Genomic DNA, 26,882 nt, shown 5'->3' on the forward strand with positions numbered 1-26,882 from the left:
TCAACGTTAGCCTTTCTGCTATGCAGTTCGGTCAGCACGCGCCCGCCCGCCGCACGGTCATTCACATCAGCGACACCCACCTCATCGTGGGAAATACGCCGCTCTCCGGATCCTTCGACCCGATCGAGAATCTGAGGGCGATGCTCGAGCGCATCGAGCGGATCCGCGACGCCGACGCCCTCGTCATCACGGGCGACCTCACCGACCTCGGGGAGCCAGACGCATACCGGGATCTCAAGCGGCTCGTCGAGCCCGTCGTCGAGCGCATGGGGATCCCGGTGATCTGGGTCGCCGGCAACCACGACGAGCGGCCCGCAATGCGCCGCGACCTGCTCGACGAGGATCCGTCATTTAAGGCCATCCACCACTCCTTCGACCTCGACGGCCTGCGGCTCATCGCGCTCGACTCGAGCGTGCCGGGCTGGCACCACGGCGAGCTCGGGGCGGATCAGCTCGCCTGGCTCGCGGAGGAGCTCGCGACGCCCGCGCCGCTCGGCACGATCCTCGCGCTGCACCACCCGCCGCTGCCGAGTCACGTGCCGATGTTCGACATCCTCGATCTCAAAGACCAGCCGGCGTTCGCGGACGCGATCCGCGGATCCGATGTGCGCGCGATCCTCGCGGGCCATCTTCACTATTCGATGAGCGGATCCTTCGCCGGCATCCCGACGTACGTCGCGGCCGCGAGCTGCTACACGATGGACGTCGCCCGCCCGCCGCTCGAGGTCAACGGCATGGACGCGGGGCAATCGTTCCACCTCGTGCACGTGTACGACGACCAGGTGACGAGCACCGTCGTGCCGGTCGCGGCCGCGGATCCGTCGGACTTCTTCACGCCCGAATGGTACGCGCGGCTGGAGGAGATGACGCCGGAGGCGCGCCTCGACCACTTCTCGAAGAAGCGCGCCTAGCCTGGGCTCATGACACTCGCGAAGACGCGCACAGAATCCGACTCCCTGGGCACGCGGGAGATCCCCGCCGACGCCTACTGGGGGATCCACACCCTGCGAGCGCAGGAGAACTTCGACATCACGAAGCGTGAGATCTCGGTGTATCCGGAGCTCGTCACGGCGCTCGCGATGGTAAAGCAGGCCGCGGCCCGCGCGAACCGCGACGTCGGCGCGCTCGACGCGAAGCGGGCGGACCTCATCGACCGCGCGGCCCAGCGCGTGATCGATGGCGAGTTCCACGAGCAGTTCACCGTCGGCGTGATTCAGGGCGGCGCCGGAACGTCGACGAACATGTGCGCGAACGAGGTCATCACGAACATCGCGCTCGAACTGGCGGGGCGCGAGAAGGGCGACTACGCCTTCCTCTCCCCCACCGACCACACGAACCGCTCGCAGTCGACCAACGACGTCTACCCGACGGCGCTGAAAATCGGGATCCTGCTCGCGCACGTCTCCGAGCTCGACGAACTCGAGAAGCTCCGCGCGGCGTTCCGCGCGAAGGGCAACGAGTTCCAGGACATCGTGAAGGTCGGTCGCACGCAGCTGCAGGACGCCGTGCCGATGACCCTCGGGCAGGAGTTCCACGGCTTCGCCACGACAATGCGCGAGGACTGGGAGCACCAGACCCACAACGCGGGCCTGCTCTACGAGATCAACATGGGCGCGACCGCGATCGGCACCGGCATCAACGTGCCGCTCGGCTACGCCGAGTCGGTGCGCCGCCACCTCGCCGAGATCACGGGCATGCCGCTTCGCACGGCGACCGACCTCATCGAGGCGACGAGCGACACCGGCGCATTCATGTCGCTGTCGGCGGCCATCAAGCGCACCGCGATGAAGCTCTCGAAGATCGCGAACGACCTGCGCCTGCTGTCGTCGGGCCCGCAGGCGGGCCTCGGCGAGATCAACCTGCCAGCGAAGCAGGCCGGATCCTCGATCATGCCCGGCAAGGTCAACCCCGTCATCCCCGAGGTCGTAAACCAGATCGCGTTCTCGGTCGCCGGAAACGACCTGACGATCACGATGGCCGTCGAGGCCGGGCAGCTGCAGCTGAACGCGTTCGAGCCGGTCATCGGCCACTCGATGTTCCAGTCGATCATCTGGCTGCGGCAGGGCATGCAGACGCTGCGCGTCAACTGCGTCGAGGGCATCACCGCCAACACCGCGCGCCTCAGCGCGATGGTCGGTCAGAGCGTCGGCGTCATCACGGCGCTCACGCCCTACATCGGCTACTCGTCGGCCGCGGCGCTCGCGAAGACCGCGCTGCTGACGAACCGCGACATCGCCGACCTCGTCGTCGAGGCGGGCCTCATGAGCCGCGAGGACGTCACGAAGCGCCTCCGCCCCGAGCGCCTCACGGGCCTCGAGCCCGCCACCACGGCGATCCCGGTGATCGCGATGGAGGACCTGCCCTAAGGGGCACAGACTAAAGGAGGGATGCGCCGCATGGCGCATCCCTCCTTTAGTCTCCTGCGGCTTAACCGAAGAGCGCCGAGGCCTCTTCGTAGCGGCTGAGCGGAACCTCGTGCAGCTCGCCGAGCGCCTCCTCGAACGTCACGCGCTCGATCTCGGTGCCCTTCATGGCGACCATCTGGCCCCAGGCGCCATCGACGATGGCGTCGGCGGCGTGCAGGCCGAGGCGCGTGGCGAGCACGCGGTCGAAGGCCGACGGCGATCCGCCGCGCTGGATGTGGCCGAGCACGGTCGAGCGGGTCTCGATGCCCGTGCGCTCCTCGATCAGCGGCGCGAGCACCTCACCGATACCGCCGAGGCGGGGGCGGTTGAAGGCGTCGAGGCCCTTGTCGGAGTATGCCTCTTCCTGGCCCTTGAGCTTGAAGCCCTCGGCGACGACGACGAGCGGGGCGCGGCCGCGCTCCGAGGCCGACTCGACCTGCTCGCAGATCTCCTCGATCGACAGCGGCACCTCGGGGATGCAGATGATGTGCGCGCCCGCAGCCATGCCGGAGTGCAGCGCGATCCAGCCGACGTGGCGGCCCATGACCTCGGCGACCATGCAGCGCTGGTGCGAGTCACCGGTCGTGCGCAGGCGGTCCATCGCCTCGGTCGCAATGTTGACCGCGGTGTCGAAGCCGAACGAGTAGTCGGTGGCCTGCAGGTCGTTGTCGATCGTCTTCGGCACGCCGAGGACCGGCACGCCGTCGTTCCAGAGGCGGTTGGCGGCCGCGAGGGTGCCCTCGCCGCCGATGGCGATGATGCCGTCGAGCTTGTGCCCGTACATCGTCTTCTTGATGTTCTCGGCGCCGCCGCGATCGCCCTCGTAGGGGTTCGTGCGGCTCGTGCCGAGGATGGTGCCGCCGACCTTCGAGAGGCCCTTCACGTCGGCGCGCTGTAGCGGGAAGAAGTCGGCGTCGACGAGGCCGCGCCACCCATCCCGGATACCCACAAATTCTATGCCGTACTTGCGCGAGCCCTTGAGCACGGCACCACGGATAACGGCGTTGAGCCCGGGGCAGTCTCCGCCCGACGTCAGGATCCCGATCTTCATACCTCGAGACTACTAGCCCTGGGCGGTCATTCCTTACGGGTATCGCGCCTCGCGCGCGGCGCGGATCCTTGGAACGTTTCAGTGCGGACACGAGAAACGACCCCGCCGGAGCGGGGCCGTTTTCGGGTGCGGATCAGGCGCTGAGCGCGTCTCGCAGGAGCGACTTGAGCGCCGCCAGCTGCACCGATTCGGTCGAGGCGTCGTCGGTCTGAATACCGTCGAGCGCGCGGGCCGCGAGGCCCTCCTTCGAGTCGATGAGCTCGGCGATCTTCTGGTCGATCGTGTGCGCGGCGATGATGCGCCACGCGGTCACGGGCTCGTCCTGGCCGATGCGGTGCACGCGGTCGATCGCCTGCGTCTGCTCGGCCGCGGTCCAGCTGAGCTCGGCGAGCACGACGTTCGATGCCGACTGCAGGTTGACGCCCACACCGGCCGCGGTGAGCGAACACACCGCGATGCCGACCTCGGGGTCGCCGTTGAAGGCGTCGATCGCCTGCTGGCGGGCCGCCGTCGACTGCTCGCCACGGATCGAGACCGAGCGCACGCCGGCCTCGGCGAACTGCTTCTCGGCCGCGTCCATGACGTCGATGTGCTTCGCGAAGAAGACCACCTTGCCGACGGAGCGTTGCAGCTGGGCCGCGTAGTCGGCGGCGAGGAGCGCCTTCGCCTGGCCGATGCGGCGGACCATCGAGAACACGTTGTCGCCGTCGGTTCCGGCCGCACGCGACTCTTCGAGCTCGCCGTTCGCGACGAGGTCGACAATGTCTTCGTCGATCTCGCCGGGCTCGAGGCCACGGTCGCCGCGGGCCGCGATGATGCGGTGGTAGCGGTCGGCGAGGCGCTTCGCGAGCTCCTGCTCGGCGCGGGCGATCGAACGACCGAACTCGTCGTCGAGCTGCACGGGCATGTCGGCAATGAGCTTGTCGGGCAGGTCGGTCGCGACGTCCTTCTTGCGGCGACGCACGATGCCCATGTCGATCACGGCCTGGCGCGCGGCCGGGTAGAACGCCTTGTCGGCCGGGGTGTAGCCGGTCGCGTCGAGGCGCTCCATGAGCTCGGGGCCGGGCTTTACGCCATCGGTCCAGTCGAGGAAGCGCCAGATCGCGTCGAAGTCTTCGACGTCGTTGATGAGCGGCGTACCCGTCAGGGCCATGAGCAGCGGGTTGCCGCTCGGCGCCGTCTGGCGCACGCGCTGCGAGAGCGCGAGCACGTTCTGCGAGCGCTGCGACGAGAGGTTCTTGATGAAGTGCGCCTCGTCGACGACGACGCCCTCGAGACCGATCTCGCTCAACCAGCCGATGTGGCGGTCGAGAATCTCGTAGTTGACGATGAACACGTCGGCGAACGCGTCGATGTCCTTACCGTCACCCGCGATGACCGTCGCGCGTCGCTGTGGCGTCCACCGCTCGACCTCGCGCGCCCAGTTCATCTTGACGACGTTCGGCACGACGACGAGCAGCGGGTAGGCGCCGGCGATGCTCGCCGCGAGAACCGACTGCGCCGTCTTGCCGAGACCCGGCTCGTCGGCGAGGAGGAAGCGGCGGTGACCGGCGCGGACCGACTCGAGGAAGCGCGACTGGTGCTTCATGATCGACAGGCCCTTGGGCGATACGCGATCGAACTCGGGCACCTCGGGAAGCGGCATCGTTGCGGATCCGCCGCCCGCGCCCTGCGCGAAGGCCTTGTAGAGCGGGCTCATCAGCTCCCAGCCGTCGAGGCGACGACGGGGCTGGTCGCCGCCGTCGGCGTGGTAGGCCGAGGGGGCGCGGAACGGGCTCGCGTCGATGCGCGACTGCACCTGCAGGGGGCGCACCGCGCGCTCCGACTGCACGACCGGTGAGATCGCCTCGGCGGCCGCTGGCTTGGCGTCGTCGATCACGAGCTCCTCCGGCGGCAGCTCCACGCCCGCGTCGAGCAGCCAGTCGCGGCGCATGCGCTTCGCGACGGGGCTCGTGGCCTGGTCTGCCTCGAGCAGCTGGATCAGCGAGGTGTCGCGCGCCGCGGTCTTCGCGAGGATCGTTGCGACGCCGTCGAGCCGCTTCAGCAGCTCGGCGCGCGCGTTGTCGGCGATCGCCTGGTCTTCCTTCACGCGGGCGCGCTCTTCGCGCACGAGGAAGGCGATGACCTGGAACTTGACGCGGTTCGTCGGTCCCAGCTTGTTCTTCTGCGCCTTGGCCTCAATCTCGCGCACCTTGCGCGCGAGGATCGGGATGATGGGCGCCTCATCGTCTCGCCTGGAAGACGAGGACTTCTTGCGCTGTCGCGCGGGTGCCGTGCTCGGCATGCTCCTCCTGAGCCAGTTCGCCGCGGCCGGGGCCTGCGGGCCGTGAGGTCGTGCATCGCGTGACGGTGTCGGAGGGAACTCGATCGCCCCAGCCGATGAGGCTGGGCGAGAGCCCGAGCGGCGTGCCCCGCGGATAACGCGGTTAGTCTACGCCATCAGGCCGCGAATAGCCCGCGGCCGCGATCGCAGCAGGGTCCAGGCCGTCTCGACGTCGTCCTTCATCTGCGCGATGAGCGGCTCGAGGCCGTCGAACGCGACCATCCCGCGGATCCGGTACGAGAAGTACACGTCGACCGTGCGGCCGTAGAGATCGAGGTCGTTGCGGCCGAGAACGTGCGCCTCGACGACCCGCTCGGGCACGTCGTCGAAGGTCGGGTTGGTGCCCACCGAGATCGCGGCGGGAAACTGTGCGCCCGTGGCGATCTCGCCGTCCGGCGGCACGACGGCGACCCAGCCCGCGTACACGCCGTCTGCCGGAACGAAGCCCGACAGGTCGCGCGACAGGTTCGCGGTCGGGAAGCCGAGCTCGCGCCCGCGCTGCAGGCCCTTCACGACCTCGCCGCGCACCGCGTGCGCGTGCCCGAGGATCTTCGCGGCGCGCTCGACGTCGCCCGCCGCGAGCAGCTCGCGGATCCAGGTCGACGAGACCCGGCGGCCGGGCTCGTGGTCGCGGCCGCTCGACACGTCGGCCATGACGGCGACGGTGAAGCCGTACTTCTCCCCCATCTCGCGCAGCAGCTCGGGGTTGCCCTTGCCGCCGCGGCCGAAGCGGAAGTCCTCGCCCACGAGGATCCGCTTCGCGTGGAGCCCCTCGACGAGGTAGTGCGTCACGAACTCCTCGGCGGGCACCGACGCGAGCTCCTTGTCGAAGCGCAACACGAGCGCCGCGTCGAGGCCGGTCGCCGCGAGCAGGTCGATCTTCTGCTCGACGCCGACGACCTGCTCGGGGCAGTGCTCGGGCGCGATCGTCGCGAGCGGGTTGCGATCGAACGTCACCGCGACCGTGCGCGCGTCGGCCTCGACCGCGTCGAGGAGCACGTGGTCGATGATCGTGCGGTGGCCGGCGTGCACGCCGTCGAACTTGCCGATCGCGACGATCGTGTCGCCGAAGTCTGCGGGGAGCTCGGAGGGATCCTGAACAACGATCACGCGGTGACCTTCTGACGCTGCGAGTAGAGGTAGGCAAGGCCCACGACCGGCAGGACGAGCGGGATCCAGTAGTACCCGCTGCCGTAGTACGACCAGACGGTCGCGTCGGCGTGGAAGATGTCGGGCGACACCACGCTCAGCGTACCGACAACGAGCACGCCGACGAGCTCGAACATGACGGCGACCCACGCGATCCGGTACCAGGTGCGGCTCTTCGAGAGCAGCAGCGCGACGGTCGCGAGGATGTAGACGACGGCCGAGGCGGCGCTCAGCAGGTACGGGATGGGTGCGTCGCTGAAGCGCTCCGCGATCTGTACGAACGAGCGGCCCGTGGCACCGAGCGCCATAATCGCGTAGACGAAGGTGAGAACCGTGCCGACGCCGGTAACTCGGCGGCTCGTGCGTGTGTCAGACATATCAAAAGATATTACGCGCGCTGAGGTCTAGGCGACCTGAACAGTCCAGATGACCCACTCGCGATACGTCATCACGGCGACCGCGAGGGCGAGCACGCCCATGACCACCACGCTCCACCGCCCTCGGTCGATGAATGCCCAGATGATGCCCGCGATCGGCAGTACCGCCGCGGTGACGAGATACGTCCAGAACTCGAGCCCGGATCCGGTCGGCGAGTTGCCGACGAACGGCGCCACGATCGCGACGATGACCTGCGCGATCAGTACGAGCTGCAGCAGCGCCATGCCACCCACCGAAACGTCGCCCGGGCGGCGCCCCGCGAGGCCCAACCCGATGCAGACGACGCCGACGATCACCGCGAGCGCGATCTGCGCAATCGTGAACCACAGGATCATTTGGCTGCCTCGTCGGGCATGTTCATGACGCTCTTCATCTGCGTTCCGCGGCGCTCGACGACGCCAATGAGGGATCCGTCGGGCGCGATCGCGGCCCGCTGCCCGTCAAACTTCTCGGGCGCCTCGACGCGCTTGCCGTGGCGCAGGTCGCGTGCGACCTCGGCACTGACGTCGAGCCGCCCCATCACGGCCGTCGCCACGTCGGCGGGCGCGACAAGGTCCGCACCCTCGAGGCCCTCGATCGTCACGGCATCCGCGACGTCGAAACCACCCACGCGAGTGCGGCGCAGCATCGTGAGATGGCCGCCGACCCCGAGAGCGGATCCGAGATCGCGCGCGAGCGCGCGGATGTACGTTCCCGAGGAGCAATCGACGACGACGTCGAGGTCGATGTAGCCGTCGCCGCGGCGCGTGTGGGTCACATCGAAGCGCGAGATCGTCACGTCGCGCGCCTTCAACTCGACCTCGACGCCCTGGCGCGCAAGCTCGTAGGCGCGCTTGCCGTTGACCTTAATCGCCGAAACCTTGCTCGGGACCTGCGAGATGGGGCCCGAGAGGTCGAGGATCCCCGCCGCGATCTGCTCGTCGCTCACGGCCGCGACGGCCGCCGCGTCGGCGACGACGTCGATGTCGCCGTCGGCGTCGTCGGTCGTGGTCGTCTGGCCGAGGCGGATCGTCGCGAGGTACGTCTTGTCGCAGCCCACGATGAAGGTCAACAGGCGCGTCGCCTGCTCGACGCCGACGATCAGCAGCCCGGTCGCCATCGGGTCGAGCGTGCCCGCGTGGCCCACCTTGCGGGTTCCGCGCGCGCGGCGCGACTTCGCGACAACATCGTGACTGGTGATTCCGGTCGGCTTATCGACGAGGAGGATCCCGGAAGCTGTCATGTGATTCAGCATATTCTGCGGGGATGCTGTCTTCCTCAGAGCCCCGCGTCCGCGCCGCCCACGTGAGCGAGCTGGATCCCGCGACCCTCTACGCGATCCTGAAACTACGCGTCGACGTGTTTGTCGTCGAGCAGCAGTGCGCCTACCCCGAGCTCGATGGCCGCGATCTCGAACCCGGATCCCTCATGCTGTGGATCGAGATCGACGGCGCCGTCGCGGCGCACGCGCGCCTGCTCGCCGACGGCGACGACCGCCGCATCGGCCGCGTCGTCACGGATCCGCGCCACCGCGGTGCGGGGCTCGCGGCCGTTCTCGTCCGCGACGCCGTGCGACGCGCTGAAGGCCACACGATCAGGCTGGACGCGCAGGCACACCTCGAGGGCTGGTACGGGCGCTTCGGCTTCACCGCCTGCGGCCCGGAGTTCCTCGAGGACGGGATCTCCCACGTGCCGATGGTGCGTTAGGCGCAGGGCTCGTACGCGGGCTCTTCGCCCGTGATCACCGAGACGCTCACGGCGCCGTCGTAGCCGTCGCGGTAGCCGAAGACGAGCTTGCTCACGCCGTCCTTGTCCGGGATCGTCACGTAGGTGTGGCCGACGATCTGCGAATCTTCCTCGACGGCGTCTTCGTATGCCGCGAGAACCTGATCCTTCGTGGAACCGAGCCCGAGCGCCTCTGCCGTGCGGGGGCCGACCCCCATGGTGTCGCTGTTCCAGCCGATCGAGACCTCGCTGATCGCGCCGGAGTCGCCCTCGCGGTCGCCGATCATGAGGATGTCGTAGGCGTTATCGGCGGCGAAGCCATATGCGACGCCCTCGCAGTCGAGCGTGCCGACGCCGGTCGAGCGGATCGTCGTCAGGGTGCTGTCGAAGTCGGCGCCGATTTCGATCGGGCCGATGGCGCTCTCGGTGACGAGCCAGGTATCCGGATCCGCTGCGTCGTTCGTCTGCTTCTGCTCCGGGGTGGCCGTCGGCGTGAGCGTATCGCTCGGCGACACCGTCAGAGCGGCCGTCTCGGTCGGATCCGCCAGGTGCGGAACCGACGAGGTGCAGCCCCCGAGCAGGCTCACGCCGCACACCACCGCCACAAGGGCCACGGTGATGCGATGGGTGAGTGCCAGGGGCATAGATTCTCCGGTTCGATAAGTGCCCGCGAATACTGCTGGGGAAGGGGCCAGATTCGAGAGTACGCGTCTAAGGACACAGCACGGTTACGAATGTCTACGGTTTGACAACCGTTCGGTCACAATCCCTTTTCCATAGACTGAGAGGATGTCTTCCGCTCCCCTCTCCGACGTTCTCGTGCCCTGGTTTCGCGTCTCCGCGCGCGATCTACCGTGGCGCCGCGAGGGCTTCGGCGCATGGGGAACACTCGTCAGCGAGTTCATGCTGCAGCAGACGCCCGTCGCCCGCGTGATCCCCATGCTCGAGGCATGGCTCGACCGCTGGCCGACGCCCACCGACCTCGCGAACGCGGCGCCGGGCGAGGCCGTGACGGCCTGGGCGAACCTCGGCTACCCGCGACGAGCGCTCTGGCTGCACCGCGCGGCCGTCGAGATCCGCGATCGTCACGACGGCGTCGTGCCGCGCGATGTCGACCAACTGCTCGCCCTCACCGGCATCGGCGACTACACCGCTCGCGCCGTCGCCGTCTTCGCCTACGGCGACCATCACCCCGTCGTCGACACCAACACGCGTCGCGTCATGGCGCGGGCGCTCGACGCGAAGGCGCATCCCGACGCCGCCCACAAGCGCGACCTGGTCAAGATGTCGTCGCTACTGCCGGCCGACCGGTCGGAGTCGGCCGTCATGAACGCCGCCGTCATGGAGCTCGGGCAGGTCATCTGCACGGCCCGCAGCCCCAAGTGCGGCGAGTGCCCCATCCGCCACAGCTGCGCCTGGGTCGCCGCGGGATCCCCCGCCACCGAGGACACCCGGCGCAAGCAGGTGAAGTACGAGGGCAGCGATCGCCAGGCGCGCGGCGCGGTCATGAAGGCGCTCCGCGCGGCCGCACCGGATCCACTCCCCCGCGCCGCGCTCCTCGTCGACTGGCATGACCAGGATCAGCGCGAGCGCGCCCTCTTTTCGCTCGAGAACGACGGCTTGATCGAGCCCGACGGCGAGCTGGTGGGCCTCCCGACCCGCTAACCCCGCCCTTCCGGTCGCCCAATCTGCTACTCCGGTGCCCCGGGAAGAGCAGATTGGGCGACCGGAACCGGGGTGGGCGGTGTTCAGGTACGAAAAACTGCTGTTCAGCCGGAGCTAAACAGCAGTTCTTCGAACGGGAAGAGGAATTACTCCTCTTCGTCGTCTTCCTCGTCGTGCTTGTACGGGTCTTCCTCGCCGGCGTAGTGGGCACCGGCCGCGAGAGAGTGCACCGCCTCGTCCTGTTCGCGGGCCTTGCGGAGAAGGTCGGCGATGTTTGAGGCCTCCTCGGGGAGGGCGTCGGCGATGAACTCGAGCGTCGGGGTGAGGCGCGTGTTCAGCTTGCGGCCCACCTCGCTGCGGAGCATCCCCGTCGCCGCCTTGAGGGCAGCGGCGGTGCCGGCGCGCTCCTCGTCGGTGCCGTACACGGTGTAGAAGACGCTCGCGTTCTGCAGGTCACCCGTGACGCGCACGTCGGTGATCGTGACGAAGCCGAGGCGCGGGTCGCGGAGGCCCTTCTGCAGGCGCTCCGACAAGACAACGCGGATCCGGTCGGCGACGCGGGAGCGGCGTTCGAAACCAGCCATGGTTGATCCCCTTCCGGGAAGAACAGTGCCGGGCGGCCCGTGAGGACCGCCCGGCACCAGCGTATGCGATTAGTCGCGCGGCTTCTCGACCATCTCGATGGTCTCGATCTCGTCGCCGATCTGGATGTCGTTGAACTTACCGAGACCGATACCGGCCTCGAAGTCCGTCTTCACCTCGGTGACGTCGTCCTTGAAGCGACGCAGCGACTCGATGGCCAAGCCATCGGCGACCACGACACCCTCGCGGATGATGCGGGCCTTGGCGTTGCGCGTGATGGTGCCGCTCTTGACGAGCACACCGGCGATGTTGCCGAACTTCGAGGAGCGGAACACCTCGCGGATCTCGGCGAGACCAGCCTGAGCCTCTTCGTACTCGGGCTTGAGCATGCCCTTAAGCGATGCCTCGACGTCGTCGATCGCGCTGTAGATGACGTTGTAGAAGCGGATGTCGACGCCCTCGCGGGCGGCGGCCTCACGGGCCTTCGCGTCCGGACGGACGTTGAAGCCGATCACGATCGCGTTGTCGATCGTGGCGAGGTTGATGTCGCTCTCGGTCACGGCACCGACACCGCGGTGGATGATGCGCAGCTGAACGCTGTCGTCGACCTCGATCTTGAGCAGCGACTCCTCGAGCGCCTCAACGGCACCCGAAACGTCACCCTTGATGATGAGGTTGAGCGACTCGACCTTGCCCTCTTCGAGAGCCTTGGTGAAGTCCTCAAGCGACATGCGCTTGCGGGCCTTCGCCAGTGCGGCGTTGCGCTCGACGGCCTCACGCTTCTCAGCGATCTGGCGGGCGGTGCGGTCGTCCTCGGGAACGAGGAACAGGTCACCGGCGCGGGGCACCGAGTTCAGACCCTGAACCTGGACCGGACGCGACGGGGCTGCCTCTTCGACACGCTCGCCGTGCTCGTCGATCATGGCGCGGACGCGGCCGTATGCCGTACCGGCGACGATCGGGTCACCGACGCGCAGCGTACCGCCCTGAACGAGGACGGTCGCGACGGATCCGCGGCCCTTGTCGAGCTTCGCCTCGATCGCGATACCGCGCGCTTCCTTGTTCGGGTTGGCGCGCAGGTCGAGACCTGCGTCGGCGGTGAGGAGAACGGCGTCCAGGAGGTCCTGGATACCCGTGCCCTGACGTGCCGACACGTCGACGAACATGACCTCTCCGCCGTACTCTTCGGCGACGAGACCGTACTCGGTAAGCTGCTGACGAACCTTGGCAGGGTTGGCCTCGGGCTTGTCGACCTTGTTGACCGCCACGACGATCGGCACGTTGGCCGCCTGGGCGTGGTTCAGCGCCTCGACCGTCTGCGGCATGATGCCGTCGTCGGCCGCGACAACCAGGATCGCGATGTCGGTGACATCGGCACCACGTGCACGCATGGCCGTGAAGGCCTCGTGACCGGGGGTGTCGATGAAGGTGATGGCGCGATCGTGGCCCTCGTGCTCGGTCCAGATCTGGTACGCACCGATGTGCTGGGTGATGCCACCGGCCTCGCCCTCAATGACGGTCGTGTTACGGATCGCATCGAGAAGGCGGGTCTTACCGTGGTCAACGTGACCCATGACGGTGACAACCGGGGGACGGATCTCGAGGTCGTCGTCGTCTTCGTCGAGCTCTTCCTGCTCGAGGTTCAGACCGAAGCTCTCGAGGAGTTCCTTGTCTTCGTCCTCGGGCGAGACGACCTCGATCTTGTAGCCGATCTCGGCGCCAAGCACCTCGAACGTCGATTCGTCGAGCGACTCGGTCGCGGTCGCCATCTCACCGAGGTGGAAGAGGACGGTCACGAGGTTTCCGGGAGGAACCGGAATGCCGTGCATCTGCTCGATCTTCTCGGCGAAGTCGGCGATCGACGCGCCACGGCGCATGCGGATGACAGTGTTTCCGTCGCCGCGGGGAACCTTCACTCCACCGACGATCGGCGCCTGCCGCATTTCGAATTCCTGGCGCTTAGCCCGACGCGACTTACGCTGCTTGGACTTGCCGCCCCCCTTTCCGAACGCACCGGCGGTGCCGCCGCGGCGACCACCGGGGCCGGGACGACCGGCGAAACCGCCGCCGCCACCGGGACGGAATCCACCAGCGGCACCCGCACCGGGTCCACCGGCACCCGGACGCTGCTGGAACGGAGCGCCGCCACCCGGACGACCTGCTCCACCCGGACGGCCACGGCCACCGGCGCCACCACCGGGACGGCCGCCCGGACGCGGGGCACCCGGGCGCGGAGCCTGGGGCTTGGGAGGACGCGGGATGTTCGCGGGCGACGGGCGCTGGCCCATGCCCTGCGACGACGCGAACGGGTTGTTACCCGGACGCGGGGCGCCGGCGGGGCGCTGGCCCATGCCCTGCGACGACGCGAACGGGTTGTTACCGGGGCGAGCCTGGCCGGGCTTGGGAGCCGACGAACCGGGCTTGGGAGCCGACGAGCCCGGCTTGGGCGCGGCGGATCCGGGCTTGGGTGCGGATCCGGGCTTCGGACCGCGGGGCGCGGGCGCGCCCGGACGCGGGGCGTTCGAGGCCTTCGGAGCCTCGGCGGGTGCGGCCTTCGGGGCCGCGGCCGGCTTGCGCGCAGCTCCGGGCTTCGGGGCAGCGGATCCGGGGGTTGCACCCGGGCGCGGTGCGCCGGGGCGCGCGGCACCGGGCTTCGGCGCGGCCGAAGGGGTGCTCGACGCTGCGGGCTTCGCGGCAGGCTTGCTGCCGCCCTCGCCCTCGAAAGCTGCGCGCAGCTTGCGGACGACCGGCGGTTCGATCGTCGACGAGGGGCTCTTCACGAACTCGCCGAGCTCCTTGAGCTTGGCGAGAGCGGTCTTGCTGTCAACGCCGAGCTCGGCTGCGATCTCGTGTACGCGTGGTTTAGCCACAATTCTCCTGTCTGGGGCAGATCTGCCCTGACAGGGCAGACCTCTAGAGGCGGACGGGTCTCATTTCGAGCCGTTCACTTGATTTCCATAGCTGATAGCCATTCTTCGAGTGTCTGCGTATCGAGGGCTCCCGATACACGGAGTGCTCGCACGAATGCGCGGCGCTGGATGGCCAGCTCCGCGCAGGTACGGCTGGGGTGTACCCACGCGCCCCTCCCCGGTGCCGACGCGGCCTCGTCAATGACGAGTCGCGAGTCGACAGCGACAACCCTCATGAGGGCGGATCGGGAGTCACGCGTGCGACATCCAACGCACATTCGGACGGGTTCCATCCTACACGTCCTTCCTTAGCGAGACGCGCTGAGGCTCAGCTTGCACGGGGTGGCCGGCGCTACCGACCACACCCGAACGGGGCTTAGTCCTCGTCGAGGATCGAATCCGGCTGGATGTCGATCTTCGCGCCCGTGAGCTTCGCGGCGAGTCGGGCGTTCTGGCCCTCCTTGCCGATCGCGAGGGACAGCTGGTAGTCGGGAACGAGCGCACGCACGGCCTTGGTCTTCTGGTCGAGCACGAAGCTCGACGAGACCTTGGCGGGCGAGAGAGCGTGGGCGACGAAGGTCGCGAGGTCGGCATCGAAGTCGACGATGTCGATCTTCTCGGCGCCGAGCTCGTCCTGCACGGCGCGGACGCGGCGGCCCATCTCACCGATGCAGGCGCCCTTGGCGTTGATCGACGAGTCGTGCGCGATGACGGCCATCTTCGTGCGGTGACCGGCCTCGCGGGCGAGCGACACGATCTCGACGAGACCGTTGGCGATCTCGGGAACCTCGAGCGCGAACAGCTTGCGCACGAGCCCCGGGTGTGTACGCGACACCGTGACGGACGGGCCCTTGTTGCCGCGCGAAACGCTCGTCACGTACACGCGGATCCGCGCGCCGTGCGGGTATTCCTCGCCCGGCACCTGCTCCTCGGGGGGCAGGATCGCCTCGACGGTGCCGAGGTCGATGTGCACCATGCGGGGGTTCGGGCCCTGCTGCACGACGCCGGAGACGATGTCGCCTTCCTTCGCGCGGTACTCGCCGATGACGGCGTCGTCGGCGATGTCGCGCAGGCGCTGGCTGATGACCTGCTTGGCGGCGTAGGCGGCGATACGCCCGAAGTCTTCGGGGTTCTGCTCTTCCTCGCCGATGATGGCGCCGTCTTCGTCCTTCACCGGGGTGAGGACGGCAACGTGTCCGCTCTTGCGGTCGAGCTGGGCACGAGCGCCCTCGGGAAGCTCACCGGTCTGCGACGTGTGCTTCGCGAATGCCGTGAGCACCGCCTGCTCGATGATCGTCACGAGTTCGTCGAACGGAATTTCCTTCTCGCGCTCAATCGAACGCAACAGAGCGAGATCGATCTCCATGGCAGCCTCCCTATTCAGCTCTCGTCGGCGAACGTTCGTGCCGACACGATTCAGACGATACCGGAGACGGCTGATCGCGACCATGGAGATACGCCAAGAACCGCCTCACCATCGGGAAATGATGGTGAGGCGGTTCTTGTGTGATGCGGCGTGTCTCGCGTTATGCGCGAGCGCGGCGACGGGCGGGTCGGATCAGCAGGATCCGAGCTTGGTCCATGCACCGTGTGGCTTCTTCGGAACCTCGTTGCGGCTCCACCACTGCGCCTCGTAGACGTCGCCCTTGTACGCGACGTGCTCACCACCGGTGTAGACCTGCGATGCCGTCCACTCGGTCTCCTGCCCCGCCACGCACGCAACGCTTGCGCCCTGCTCCATCCAGGATCCCCACGGCGAAGTGCCGGGCTTGTCGGTCGTCCACCACTGCGCGACGAAGGTTGCGCCGTGGTAGGTGACGACGTCGCCCTCGTCGTAGACCTCGCCCCGCTGCCACTCGACGGCGGGCTCGGGCTCGGTCGGCTCCTCATCCGCCACGAGGTCGAGGCCCACGATGATCGGGTTGTGGTCGCTCGCGCGGTACACCGAATCGTCATACAGGATCGTGGCGTTGTAGTTGTAGCGGCTGTACTCGAAGCCGACCTGCTCCTGGCCGTTGATCTGCCAGACGTCGACGCCCGAGACGAGCTCGAGAGCTGCCTCGTTCGCGAGAACGTGATCGAGGGATCCGTCGAGACCGTCGTAGTTGTACGTCGGCTCGCCGTCGTTCAGCTCGGCGTTCAGGTCGATGTAACCGGCGTCGGTGAGGACGACGATCGGGTCTTCGGCCGTGTAGGCGTTGAAGTCACCGGCGAGGAAGACGCTATCGATGCCCGACTCGGTCGAGATCTCGTCGACGAAGCTGACGAGGGCGTTCGCCTGCGCGACGCGGTCGGGGTTCGAGTTGCCCTGGCCCGTGCCGTCATCGGATCCGCACCCCTTCGACTTGAAATGGTTGGTCGCGACGAGGAAGGCGTCCTCGGCCGTGGGCTCCTCGACGTCGGCAGCCGCGAACGCCTGCACGAGGGGCTCGCGAGCGTTACCGAACGCCGGGTCGTCAATGAGGATCTGCGAGTCGCCCACGAGCTGCACATCGGCGGGGCGGTAGATGAAGGCGTTGCGGATGACGTCTTCATCCGACGGAACCTCGGCGGGGCTCTTCACGAAGTCCCACGTACCCGCGCCCTCGACCTCGTTGAGCGCGTCGACGAGCGTCGAGACGGCGAAGTCGCGGTCCTTGTTGTAGTGGATCGAGTTCTCGATCTCCTCGAGCGAGATGATCGAGGCGCCCGAGGTCGTGATCGCGTTGACGATCTTCGCCTCCTGGCGGTCGAAGCTCTCGGTCGTCGCGGCGCCACGCGGGCCGTTCGGGTTGCACGAGTTCGCGCCGATCGGGGTGCCGGCACGGTCGTTGTAGGTCGTGCAGGTTCCGAGACCCGAGTCGACGAACTCCGCGGCGGTCGTCGGGAAGTAATTCAGCACGTTGAACGTGGCGATCGTGATGTCGCCGCCGACCTCCTGGGGAGCGGCGTTGTCGGCGCGCACATCGCTGAAGCTAACGTGCTCGGTTCCCGCGCCCGTGATGGGGAGCGTCGGCTCGAGCTGCCACGCGCCGTAGCGGTAGTCGAGCACGAACGGCTGGTTGAACGTGACGGCCGAGCCGACCGTGACGGGGTTTTCCGGCGTCAGGTACGACAGCGGCGTGCCCTTGTTGCTCGCGCTGTTGAAGTTCGTGCTGCGGCCGTCGTCGAGCAGGATGAGCGCCGCGGCGTTGGCGTCTTCGACCGCCTTGATGGCGTCCGCGTCGTGCGGATCCGCGACCTCGGTCGGCTGGCGTAGCGTGTTCTCACCGTAGGCGAGGCCGAACGAACCGTAGTAGTTGGCGTCATAGTTGTCGGTCACCGTGAACGCGTCGGTGAACTGAACGAGCTCGCTCTGGTGCGCGAGCTTGCCAGCGTCGGTCTCGAGCCCCGCCCACGAGGTGATCGGGGTGACCTCGCCGAGCGACTCGGTGAGCGCCGTCACCGCTGTGGGGGTGATCTCGGTGATGCCCTGGTACTCGCTAACGACGCCCGTCACCTCGACGCTCTGGCCGATCTCGGCGCGCGCCGAATTGCCGTAGATGAAGATCGCGTCGCTCGCGCCATCGTTGGGGTCGCCCGTCGGATCCTGCATCGTGAAGCCGTTGAAGCCGCCGTCGCGGTAGTCGGCCGTGACGACACCCTGGACCGTGACGGTCTTGCCGTTGAGGGGCGACGTCTCTCCGGTGCCCTGCACCTCGGAGATCTTGACGGTCTGACCCGGGTCGACCGGGGTCTCCGATTCCTCCGGCTCGCCGGGCTCGGTCGGAGCCGACGTCTCGCCCTTCGAGTTCGTTGGGGTGGGGGTGCCCGCCGTGAAGTCGGTGCCGTTGTTATCGGTGTCGATAGCGTCGGTGCGCGATGCGCTCGTCGTGTTGCTCAGCGACGGGGCGGCGGCGCCTTCGAAGCTTGCGGCGGATCCGAAGCCGATCATGTCGATGAGGCCGTCGGCACCGGCAATGTTTCCCGACGTCGGGATCGATGCGCCGTCGCCCGAGTATAAGAACACCCGACCGTTCGTCGCAGACATGGTGGCGGTGCCAACCTGGTCGGCGGTCGGCAGGGCCACGCCCGCGCCGGCGCCCGCAGCCATCTGCACGAGGAAGTACCCGCCAGCGGCGACCGATCCCTGGAGTGCGACTGTGCCACCTGATCCGCCCGCCGCCGACTTGTAGTCGAGCGACAGCCCCTCAAGGCTGATCTCGGCGCCCGTCGGGTTGTACAGCTCGACGAAGTCGTTCGTGAACGGGGCGCCGCTGTTGCCGCCGCCGCCGAAGACCTCGTTGATCACGAGGCCGGTTCCGTCGGGCGCCGCCTGCGCCGCCGTCGGAACGATGACAAGTACGCCGGCGCCGAGTGCGGCTACCGATGCGGCCGCTGCTGCGCGGCGTAGATGTGGTGTCCGGTTGGACATCATTGGCTCCTGAATATGGGTGAACCGAAGGACATCCCAACTTCCCAACGCCGTGTGGCCCCGCGATTTCGCCCAGGTGACGTGTCGGCAAACGGCACACTGCCGGAGCAATAACCAGACTCCCCGTAGAAACCACGAGGGCCCGCCGCGCGATGCGGCGAGCCCTCGTGACGGGTACGGTTACGCGGTCAGTCGCGCGAGCGCCTCCGCGACCGGCATGGTCTCGCGCTCGCCCGAGCGACGATCCCACAGCTCGACCTCGCCGTTCGCTGCGCCGCGGCCCACGACGACCAGCTGCGGCACGCCGAGCAGCTCGGCGTCGCCGAACTTCACGCCGGGCGACACCTTGGGGCGGTCGTCGAACAGCACATCCAGGCGGGCCTTCTCGAGGCCCTCGATGAGCTCGGCCGCGAGGTCGTAGGCCTCCTGGCCCTTGCCCGTCGCGACGACGTGCACGTCGAAGGGCGCGATCGACCCGGGCCAGATGAGGCCCTTGTCGTCGCTCGACAGCTCGGCGATGGCGGCCATCACGCGGGTGACGCCGATGCCGTACGAGCCCATCGTCACCGTCTGCAGCTTGCCGTTCTCGTCGAGAACCTTGAGCCCCAGAGCCTCGGCGTACTTGCGGCCGAGCTGGAAGATGTGACCGATCTCCATGCCGCGCTCGAGCGTGACGGGGCCGGATCCGTCGGGTGCGAGGTCGCCCTCGCGAACGTTCGCCGCCTCGATCGTGCCGTCGACGGTGAAGTCGCGTCCCGCGACCACGCCGCGCACGTGCTTGTCGACCTCGTTCGCGCCCGTGATCCACGAGGATCCGTCGACGATGCGGGGGTCGACCAAGTAGCGCACGCCCGACGTCGATTCCTCGCCGAGCACCGCGCCAGCGGCGCTCCAGGGCCCGATGAAACCGGGAACGAGCGCGGGGATCTTCGCGAGATCCTCGGGCGTTGCGGGCGCCGCCTCGGCGGGGGCGAAGGCTACCTCGAGGCGCTTCTCGTCGATGTCGCGATCGCCGGGGATGCCGACGACGACGATCTCGCGCTCACCGTCGGGGTGCACGACCGCGAGAACGACATTCTTCAGCGTGTGCGCGGCCGTCCAGCCGCCCTCGGGGGCGTCGCCGAGCACCTCGTTGGCGTGCGCCACGAGGGTCTCGATCGTCTTGGTGCCGGGCGAGTCGAAGACGACGGGCGCCGGGGCGTCCGAGTAGTCGATTGCCTCGGGAACGGGCGTCGTGTAGGCCTCGACGTTCGCGGCGTAACCGCCCGCGCTACGCACGAAGGTGTCCTCGCCGACGGGCGTCGGGTGCAGGAACTCCTCGCTGCGCGATCCACCCATCGCGCCGGCATCGGCCTTGACGATCGCGTACTCCATACCGAGGCGCGTGAAGATGCGCTCATAGGCGTCGCGCTGCGCCTCGTAGCTCTTGTCGAGGCCCTCCTCGTTCACGTCGAAGGAGTAGGCGTCCTTCATCGTGAACTCTCGACCGCGCAGCAGCCCCGCGCGCGGGCGCGCCTCGTCGCGGTACTTGTCCTGGATCTGATAGATCGTCAGGGGAAGATCCTTGTACGAGTTGTACAGGTCCTTCACGAGCAGCGTGAACGCCTCCTCGTGCGTGGGCGCGAGGAGGTAGTCGGCGCCGTGACGATCCTGCAGGCGGAAGATGTTGTCGCCATACTCGTCCCAGCGGCCGGTCTGCTCGTACGGGTCGCGCGGCATCAGCGCCGGGAAGTGCACTTCCTGCGCGTCGGCGCGAGCCATCTCCTCGCGAATGATCTGCTCGAGGCGCGCCTTCACGCGCAGGCCGAGCGGCAACCAGGCGAACACGCCCGGTGCCTGGCGGCGGATGTACCCCGCGCGCACGAGGAGCTTGTGACTACGCACCTCGGCGTCGGAGGGATCCTCCCGGAGGGTGCGGACGAAGAGCTTTGAAAGACGAGTGACCACGCGTCGAGTCTATTCCGTCGCGCCGCTTCGCCGAGCATCGCGGATTTCGCCGGGATCGGACCGATCCCCCGTCTGTTCCGAGACGCTCGGCGATTTTCGAGGTCCTCAGCGAACGTGCGCCGCGACCTCCGTGCGGAACCGGTCGGCGAAGTCGGCGATCGCGGCAGGGTCCTTGAGGCTCGTCGCGGGAAGGATGAACTCGTCGACGCCCGCCGCCGCGTACGCGTTCATCCGGTCCACGATCTCCTGGTCAGATCCCCCGATCGCAGGTCGCCCCTTCGCCGCGACCGCCGCGGCCTTATCCGCGTCATCAAAGAACACGACGGCCTGCGTCGAGCGCCACAGCGAATCCTCCGCGCGGCCCGCTTTCTCGAGCGCGGCATCGAAGATCTCCTTCTTCGCCACGAATCTCTCGGGCAACGCCCAGTGATTCCACTCGTCGGCGAAGCGGGCGACGATCTTCGGCATCACCTTCTCGCCGGATCCCCCGACGAGGAGCGGCAGCGTCGCATGCGGCTTCGGGTTCAGCGAGGCGTGCTCGAGGCGGTAGCGCTCCCCCGCGTGGTCGACGAAGTCCTCGTCACGCAGGCGCGTGACGACCTCGAGCGCCTCGCGGAACCAGCGGATCCGGCTGGGCACGTCGCCGTATTCAAGACCGAAAGCCCGATGCTCGTTCTCCTGCCAACCGGCGCCGTAGCCGAGCACGAAACGCCCACCCGCGATGTCGCTGAGGGCCGCCGCCTGCTTTGCCACAATGGCCGGGTGCCGATAGGTGTTACCGAGCACGAGCGAGCCGATCCGCACGTCCGGAATCGTCGCGGCGAGCGCCGTCAGCTGGGTCAGGCACTCGCCGCGACGGCCGTCGTTGGGCTCCGCCGTGTTGTCCATGAAGTGGTCTTCGATCCAGAGCCCATACCAGCCCGTGTCGACGGCGTGACGTGCGGCGGCGGACAGGTCGGACCAGGCGAGGTCCGCGGGGAGCCAGAGCGAGAACTTCATGGCGCCAGGCTAACGGTCCCTGCCGCCGACGTCGCGGAGCATCTCGGAATTCTTCGGCACCCGACGAGATCCTGGCGTTATCCGAGATCTTCGGCTGAATCCGAGACGGCCGGCGAACGCGGCGCCTCGACGGGCTTCGGCTTCACGAGCTTCAGACCGATGACGGCACCGACGATGCCCGCGATGAACAGGATCCGCAGGAAGGTGACGGGCTCCGCGCCCGTCGCCATCGCGTACGTCACGGTCAGGGCCGCGCCGGTTCCCGTCCACACCGCGTACGCCGTGCCGATCGGGATGTCGCGCATGGCGTATCCGAGCCCGAGCATGCTGAGGGTGACGCCGACGAGGAAGATCGCAACCGGCACGGGGCGGGTGAAGCCGTCGCTGTCGCCGAGCGCGGTCGCCCAGACCGCCTCGAGTACGGCGCTGATCAACAGAACCAGCCAGTGCATCACGACACTGCCTTCAGGCCGATGACGCTCGCGATGAGGAGCGCCAGCAGCGCGCCGCGGGCGAGGCTCAGCCGCTCTTGCTTGCGAAACACCGCGAGCAGCACCGTCAGCACGGCGCCGATGCCGACCCACACGGCGTATGCGGTGCCCGTCGGAATGACGCTCATGGCGTAGGCGAGGCCGACCATGCTGGCGGTCATCGACACGAGGAACAGGACCGACGGCCAGATTTTCTTGAAGCCCTTCGACGCACTCAGCGCCGTGGCCCACACCGCCTCGAGCATTCCCGAGGCGATCAATACGACCCACTCCATAGCGGATCCTCCCACCGGGGTCGTCCCCGAACTTCAGGAAGTCGGCCGGGTCGTCCCGTCCGGCACGCAGGATCCGCGTACAGCTCCAGTCTATCGTCGGCCAGGACACAGCGCCGCGGGACGCCATAATGGCATCCATGCGCCCCATCTTCATCGCCGGCCCCGTGTCATGGAACACACTCGTGATGCTGGACCATCTGCCGGAACCCGTGCCGCACATGCAGTTCGCCACGCGCGACTGGCAGACTCTCGGTGGCACGAGCGCGGGTAAGGCCCTCAGCCTCGCCGGACTCGGGCGCCCCGTGTATCTGCGCACCCTCCTCGGAGACGATGCCCCCGGTAGGCGCATTCGCGAGGCACTGTCCACGACAACCATCGAGTTGGATGTGGTGCCGGCTCTCGAGACAGAACGCCATCTCAATCTCATGACTCCTGCGGGAGAACGCGTCTCGCTCTACCTGGCTACGCCAGATTCGTCGGGCGACGCACCCGATGACGACATGCTCACGGCGATGTCCAGAGCCGCCGCGATCGTGCTCGATCTCTCAGCGGAAGGGCGCCGTCTCATTGCCGCGGCACAAAGGCAACGCGAGACGACACTCTGGGTGGACCTCCACGACTACGACGGCCGCGATGACTTCCACCGCCCCTTCTTGGAGGCGGCCGACGTCGTTCTCTGCAGCGAGGATCGGCTGCCTCGACCCACAGAGTTCCTTCGCTCATGCGTTGAGAACGGAGCATCGCTCGCCGTATGCACCCGCGGCGCGGATGGCGCGGTCGCGGTCGACGATTCAGGACGGGTCTACAACGTCCCCGCGCCGTCCGCGACGGTGATCGACACGAACGGCGCGGGTGATGCGTTCTTCGCAGGGCTGCTCAATGCGCGCCTCGACGGCCGGGGCGTCATCGAATCCCTGGAAGCCGCGTCGGCAGCCACGGTTCCCGTGCTGGCATCGCGGCATCTCCACCCGCTCTTGGAGTCCGTCCTCCCGGCAAGCGGCGTGCTCTGACGAGTCGTTATCACGGACGAATCCGTTCGCGAATCCGGTTCTGGATCTCTTCGCGCGGGAGGGTGGCGTCGACGACGAGGAAGCGCTCGGGCTCGGCGGCGGCGAGGGCGAGGAACGCCTCGCGCACGCGCACGTGGAACTCGGCCTTCTCGGCCTCGAGCCGGTCGAACGGCTTGTCGTCGGCGTCGAGGCGGCGGCGCGCGACGGCCGGATCCAGGTCGAGCAGCACCGTGACATCGGGCAGCGCTCCCCCGGTCGCCCACATCGACAGCTCGCGCACCTCGTCGGCGCCGAGCGCGCGGGCGGCGCCCTGGTAGGCGATCGACGAGTCGAGGTAGCGATCCTGAATCACGACGTCGCCGCGCTCGAGCGCCGGGCGCACGAGGGTGTCGATGTGGTGGGCGCGGTCGGCCGCAAAAAGCAGCGCCTCGGCGCGATCACCGAGCACGCCGCGCGAATGCAACACGATCTCGCGGATGGTCTTGCCCACCTCGGTGCCGCCCGGCTCACGAGTGCGGACGACCGTGCGCCCCTGCTGCTCGAACCAGTCGCGCAGCAGCTCCGCCTGGGTGGTCTTACCGGATCCGTCGCCACCCTCGAAGGTGATCCAGAGGCCGTCGCTCATGTGTGTTCTCTCTGCGCAAAGAGCGGCGCCGCGCCGACCTTGTCGAGGGCGCGGCGCCGTTCCATGGGATTACGCGCCCTGTGCCTTCTTCGCCGCCGCGTTTGCGGCGCGCGTCGCCGCGGCCTTCTTCGCGGCGGCCGAGCGGGCGGCGGCCTTCTCGGCGTCGGTCTTCGGCGCGGCCTTCTTCGCGGTGGTCTTCCGCGTCGTCGTGGCCTTCTTCGCAGCCGGAGCCTTCTTGGCGGGCGTGCGCTTCTTGGCCGGGCCCTTCGCTCGCTTGTCGGCGAGCAGCTGCACCGCGGCGGCGAAGTCGACGTCTTCGACGTTCGTGCCGCGCGGGATCGTCGCGTTCGTCTCGCCGTCGGTGACGTAGGCGCCGAAACGGCCATCGCGGATCCGCACGTTCTTGCCGCTCGTCGGATCCTCCTTCTCGAAGTCCTTGAGGGCGCTCGCCGCGCGGCGGGCACCGTACTTGGGCTTCGAGTAGATCTCGAGCGCCTGCTCGAGCGTGATGTCGAAGATCTGCTGCTCGGTGTCGAGCGAGCGCGAGTCGGTGCCCTTCTTCAGGTACGGCCCGTAGCGGCCGTTCTGGGCGGTGATGGGATCCTGCGACTCGGGATCGATGCCCACCGTGCGCGGGAGGTCGAGCAACTGCAGGCCCGTCGCAAGGTCGATCGTCTCGGGCGACATCGACTTGAACAGCGACGCGCGGCGCGGCTTCTCGGCCGCGGCCTTCTTCGTCTTCTTCGCGGGCTTCTCGACGACCTCGCCGGTCGCGGGATCCGCCTCCGGCTCGTCTTCCGGATCCGTCTCTTCGAGGTACGGGCCGAAGCGGCCGTCCTTGACGACGACGATCTTGCCGTTGTCGGGGTTCTCGCCCAGCACGCGGTTGCCCGCGACGGGGGCGTCGATGAGCTCCTGCACCTTCTCGGGCGTCAGCTCGTCGGGCGCGAGGTCCTCGGGAACGTTGATGCGGCGGGGCTCGGCGTCGGGCTTCTCGGGGTCGACGATGTCGATGTACGGGCCGAACTTACCGAAGCGCAGGGTCGCGGTCTCGGTCAGCGGGGTCGCGTTGAGCTCGCGCGCGTCGATCTCGCCGAGGTTGTCGACGATGGTCCGCAGTCCGGGGTATCCCTCGCCGCCGAAGTAGAAGTCGTGCAGCCAGGCGCCGCGCTCCTTCTCGCCTCGGGCAATGCGGTCGAGGTCTTCCTCGAGGGTCGCGGTGAAGTCGTAGTCAACGAGCGAACCGAAGTGGCGCTCGAGCAGGCGGATCACGCTGAACGCGAGCCACGTCGGCACGAGGGCCTGGCCGCGCTTGGTGACGTACCCGCGGTCGAGGATCACGCCGATGATGCTCGCGAACGTCGAGGGACGGCCGATGCCGCGCTCCTCGAGCGCCTTGACGAGCGTCGCCTCGGTGTAGCGCGGCTTCGGCGAGGTCTCGTGGCTCTTCGCCTCGGAGTCGTGCAGGTCGAGCACATCGCCCTGCGTCACCTGCGGAAGCTGTTGGTCGGCCGCGTCGTCCTTGTGGCGCTTCTCGTCGGCACCCTCCTCGTAGGCCTCGAGGAAGCCCTTGAAGGTGTAGACGGTGCCGGACGCCGTGAACTCGAGCTTCTTGCCGTCGGCGGTGGTCTCGAGCGTGATCGTGGTCGTCTCGAGCTTCGCGTCGCTCATCTGGCTCGCGACCGTGCGCTTCCAGATGAGGTCGTACATGCGGTGCTCGTCGCGGCCGAGGATGCCCGCGACGTCCTTCGGCGTGCGGAAGGTGTCGCCCGAGGGACGGATCGCCTCGTGCGCCTCCTGCGCGTTCTTCGACTTCGACGCGTAGACGCGCGGCTTCGCCGGGATCGCCTTGTCGCCATAGAGCGCGACCGCCTGCGAGCGGGCGGCCTGAACGGCCTGCGCGCTGAGGTTCGTCGAGTCGGTACGCATATAGGTGATGAATCCGCGCTCGTACAGGCTCTGCGCGACGCTCATCGCGACCTTCGCGGTCATGCCGAGCTTGCGGCCGGCCTCCTGCTGCAGCGTCGAGGTCGTGAACGGCGCGTAGGGGCGGCGGGTGCCCGGCTTGGCCTCGACCTTCTGTACCGTCGCGGATCCGACGGCGTCGACGGCCGCGGCGAGCGCGGTCGCGTCGCCCTCCGACAGCACGACGACGGCGCGGGTGAGCTCACCCAGGTCGTTGAAGTCGCGGCCGGAGGCGAGATTCGCGCCGTCGATGCGGGCGAGGCGGATCGAGAACGCGGATCCGCTGCGCTCGGCGACCGAGACGATGGAGCAGTAGTTGGCGGACACGAACGCCATGCGCTCGCGTTCGCGGTCGACGACCATGCGGGTCGCGGCCGACTGCACGCGGCCGGCGCTGAGCGCCTGGCCGCCGGCACCGGATCCGACCTTGCGCCAGAGAACCGGCGAAACGTCCCAGCCGTAGAGGCGGTCGAGCACGCGGCGGGTTTCCTGCGCGTCGACGAGCGACGTGTCGAGCTCGCGCGTGTCGTCGACGGCCTTCTGGATCGCGTCCTTGGTGATCTCGTGGAACACCATGCGCTTGACCGGAACCTTCGGCTTCAGCGTCTCGAGAAGGTGCCACGCGATGGCCTCGCCCTCGCGGTCGCCATCGGTCGCGAGCACGAGTTCGCTCGCTCCCTTCAGTGCTCTGCGCAGCTCGGTGACCGTCTTGGTCTTGCGATCGCTGACCACGTAGTAAGGAGTGAACCCGTGATCGACGTCGATCGAGTACTTACCGAACGCCGCGCGATCCTTCTCAGGAATGTCGCGCTTGTCGGCGAGATCGCGGATGTGTCCGACCGAGCTGAGCACCTCGTATCCGTCGCCGAGATAGCCCTGAATCGAGCGCATCTTCGTGGGCGACTCGACGATGACGAGCTTCTTTCCGTCTGCCAAAGCGGGTCCTTTCTT

General features: G+C 68.1%; 23 protein-coding genes. 5 read left to right on the forward strand and 18 right to left on the reverse strand.

Annotation, left to right across the window (positions count from 1 at the left end; translation table 11 throughout):
* The first annotated feature begins 20 nt into the window (after positions 1-20).
* Together DTO57_RS09375 and DTO57_RS09380 are read left to right on the forward strand one after the other, a co-directional pair.
* Positions 21-911 (forward strand): phosphodiesterase, encoded by an 891-nt coding sequence (locus DTO57_RS09375; protein WP_114117978.1) that lies wholly within the window; start codon positions 21-23, stop codon positions 909-911.
* Positions 912-920: 9 nt separating this feature from the next.
* Complete coding sequence (locus DTO57_RS09380) at positions 921-2,366, forward strand: aspartate ammonia-lyase (RefSeq protein ID WP_114117979.1); 1,446 nt, start codon at positions 921-923, stop codon at positions 2,364-2,366.
* A gap of 61 nt (positions 2,367-2,427) precedes the next feature.
* Here the strand turns inward: DTO57_RS09380 and DTO57_RS09385 are convergent, their stop codons facing one another.
* From DTO57_RS09385 to truB, 6 genes are all read right to left on the reverse strand, one after another.
* The gene (locus tag DTO57_RS09385) at positions 2,428-3,456 is read right to left on the reverse strand and encodes a 6-phosphofructokinase (RefSeq protein ID WP_114117980.1); all 1,029 of its coding nucleotides are present in this window, start codon (positions 3,454-3,456) and stop codon (positions 2,428-2,430) included.
* 133 nt (positions 3,457-3,589) lie between these two features.
* Positions 3,590-5,740, reverse strand: coding sequence for a DEAD/DEAH box helicase (locus tag DTO57_RS09390; protein WP_114117981.1), 2,151 nt, complete (start codon positions 5,738-5,740; stop codon positions 3,590-3,592).
* Positions 5,741-5,887: 147 nt separating this feature from the next.
* The gene (locus DTO57_RS09395; protein WP_114117982.1) at positions 5,888-6,889 is read right to left on the reverse strand and encodes a bifunctional riboflavin kinase/FAD synthetase; all 1,002 of its coding nucleotides are present in this window, start codon (positions 6,887-6,889) and stop codon (positions 5,888-5,890) included.
* Positions 6,886-7,305 carry a hypothetical protein gene (locus DTO57_RS09400; protein WP_114117983.1) on the reverse strand — a complete coding sequence of 140 codons (420 nt, stop codon included), beginning with the start codon at positions 7,303-7,305 and terminating at the stop codon, positions 6,886-6,888. The genes DTO57_RS09395 and DTO57_RS09400 overlap by 4 nt, the downstream gene beginning before the upstream one ends.
* Before the next feature lie 27 nt (positions 7,306-7,332).
* Positions 7,333-7,701, reverse strand: coding sequence for a hypothetical protein (locus tag DTO57_RS09405; RefSeq protein WP_114117984.1), 369 nt, complete (start codon positions 7,699-7,701; stop codon positions 7,333-7,335).
* Positions 7,698-8,588 carry a tRNA pseudouridine(55) synthase TruB gene (gene truB / locus DTO57_RS09410; protein WP_114118353.1) on the reverse strand — a complete coding sequence of 297 codons (891 nt, stop codon included), beginning with the start codon at positions 8,586-8,588 and terminating at the stop codon, positions 7,698-7,700. Before truB ends, DTO57_RS09405 begins: the two co-directional genes overlap by 4 nt.
* Positions 8,589-8,611: 23 nt before the next feature.
* Here truB and DTO57_RS09415 point away from each other — a divergent pair, with 23 nt between their 5' ends.
* Positions 8,612-9,052, forward strand: a complete 441-nt coding sequence (locus DTO57_RS09415; RefSeq protein WP_114117985.1) for a GNAT family N-acetyltransferase — start codon at positions 8,612-8,614, stop codon at positions 9,050-9,052.
* Here the strand turns inward: DTO57_RS09415 and DTO57_RS09420 are convergent.
* A complete protein-coding gene (locus DTO57_RS09420) occupies positions 9,049-9,714 on the reverse strand; it encodes a hypothetical protein (RefSeq protein WP_114117986.1) in 666 nt (221 codons plus the stop codon). The two genes, DTO57_RS09415 and DTO57_RS09420, sit on opposite strands and share 4 nt — an antisense overlap.
* Before the next feature lie 145 nt (positions 9,715-9,859).
* Between DTO57_RS09420 and DTO57_RS09425 the strand changes: the two genes are divergently transcribed.
* Complete coding sequence (locus tag DTO57_RS09425) at positions 9,860-10,735, forward strand: HhH-GPD family protein (protein WP_114117987.1); 876 nt, start codon at positions 9,860-9,862, stop codon at positions 10,733-10,735.
* 146 nt (positions 10,736-10,881) lie between these two features.
* Here DTO57_RS09425 and rbfA read toward each other — a convergent pair whose 3' ends face one another.
* The 9 genes from rbfA to DTO57_RS09470 form a co-directional block, all read right to left on the reverse strand.
* The gene (gene rbfA, locus DTO57_RS09430; RefSeq protein ID WP_114117988.1) at positions 10,882-11,319 is read right to left on the reverse strand and encodes a 30S ribosome-binding factor RbfA; all 438 of its coding nucleotides are present in this window, start codon (positions 11,317-11,319) and stop codon (positions 10,882-10,884) included.
* 69 nt (positions 11,320-11,388) lie between these two features.
* Entirely contained in the window at positions 11,389-14,187 is a 2,799-nt protein-coding gene (gene infB / locus DTO57_RS09435) for a translation initiation factor IF-2 (RefSeq protein WP_114117989.1), read from the reverse strand.
* Positions 14,188-14,261: 74 nt separating this feature from the next.
* Positions 14,262-14,519 (reverse strand): YlxR family protein, encoded by a 258-nt coding sequence (locus tag DTO57_RS09440; RefSeq protein ID WP_114117990.1) that lies wholly within the window; start codon positions 14,517-14,519, stop codon positions 14,262-14,264.
* An 83-nt stretch (positions 14,520-14,602) separates the two neighbouring features.
* Positions 14,603-15,592: a transcription termination factor NusA gene (gene nusA / locus DTO57_RS09445; RefSeq protein WP_114117991.1), complete on the reverse strand. Its 990-nt coding sequence runs from the start codon at positions 15,590-15,592 to the stop codon at positions 14,603-14,605.
* 192 nt (positions 15,593-15,784) lie between these two features.
* A complete protein-coding gene (locus DTO57_RS09450; protein WP_162785725.1) occupies positions 15,785-18,619 on the reverse strand; it encodes an ExeM/NucH family extracellular endonuclease in 2,835 nt (944 codons plus the stop codon).
* 180 nt (positions 18,620-18,799) lie between these two features.
* A complete protein-coding gene (locus DTO57_RS09455; protein ID WP_114117993.1) occupies positions 18,800-20,566 on the reverse strand; it encodes a proline--tRNA ligase in 1,767 nt (588 codons plus the stop codon).
* A 105-nt stretch (positions 20,567-20,671) separates the two neighbouring features.
* Complete coding sequence (locus DTO57_RS09460) at positions 20,672-21,565, reverse strand: LLM class flavin-dependent oxidoreductase (protein WP_114117994.1); 894 nt, start codon at positions 21,563-21,565, stop codon at positions 20,672-20,674.
* A 77-nt stretch (positions 21,566-21,642) separates the two neighbouring features.
* Positions 21,643-22,017 carry a DMT family transporter gene (locus DTO57_RS09465; protein ID WP_114117995.1) on the reverse strand — a complete coding sequence of 125 codons (375 nt, stop codon included), beginning with the start codon at positions 22,015-22,017 and terminating at the stop codon, positions 21,643-21,645.
* Positions 22,017-22,331, reverse strand: coding sequence for a DMT family transporter (locus tag DTO57_RS09470; RefSeq protein ID WP_114117996.1), 315 nt, complete (start codon positions 22,329-22,331; stop codon positions 22,017-22,019). Before DTO57_RS09470 ends, DTO57_RS09465 begins: the two co-directional genes overlap by 1 nt.
* A 137-nt stretch (positions 22,332-22,468) precedes the next feature.
* Between DTO57_RS09470 and DTO57_RS09475 the strand changes: the two genes are divergently transcribed.
* The gene (locus DTO57_RS09475) at positions 22,469-23,341 is read left to right on the forward strand and encodes a carbohydrate kinase family protein (protein WP_229730382.1); all 873 of its coding nucleotides are present in this window, start codon (positions 22,469-22,471) and stop codon (positions 23,339-23,341) included.
* A gap of 10 nt (positions 23,342-23,351) precedes the next feature.
* Here the strand turns inward: DTO57_RS09475 and tmk are convergent, their stop codons facing one another.
* Both tmk and topA read right to left on the reverse strand, forming a co-directional pair.
* A complete protein-coding gene (gene tmk / locus DTO57_RS09480; protein WP_114117998.1) occupies positions 23,352-23,966 on the reverse strand; it encodes a dTMP kinase in 615 nt (204 codons plus the stop codon).
* A 69-nt stretch (positions 23,967-24,035) separates the two neighbouring features.
* On the reverse strand, positions 24,036-26,867 hold the full coding sequence (gene topA, locus DTO57_RS09485; protein WP_114117999.1) for a type I DNA topoisomerase: 2,832 nt from the start codon (positions 26,865-26,867) through the stop codon (positions 24,036-24,038).
* Positions 26,868-26,882: the final 15 nt, after the last annotated feature.

It is taken from the genome of Microbacterium sorbitolivorans, assembly GCF_003327285.1.
Classification (GTDB): domain Bacteria; phylum Actinomycetota; class Actinomycetes; order Actinomycetales; family Microbacteriaceae; genus Microbacterium; species Microbacterium sorbitolivorans.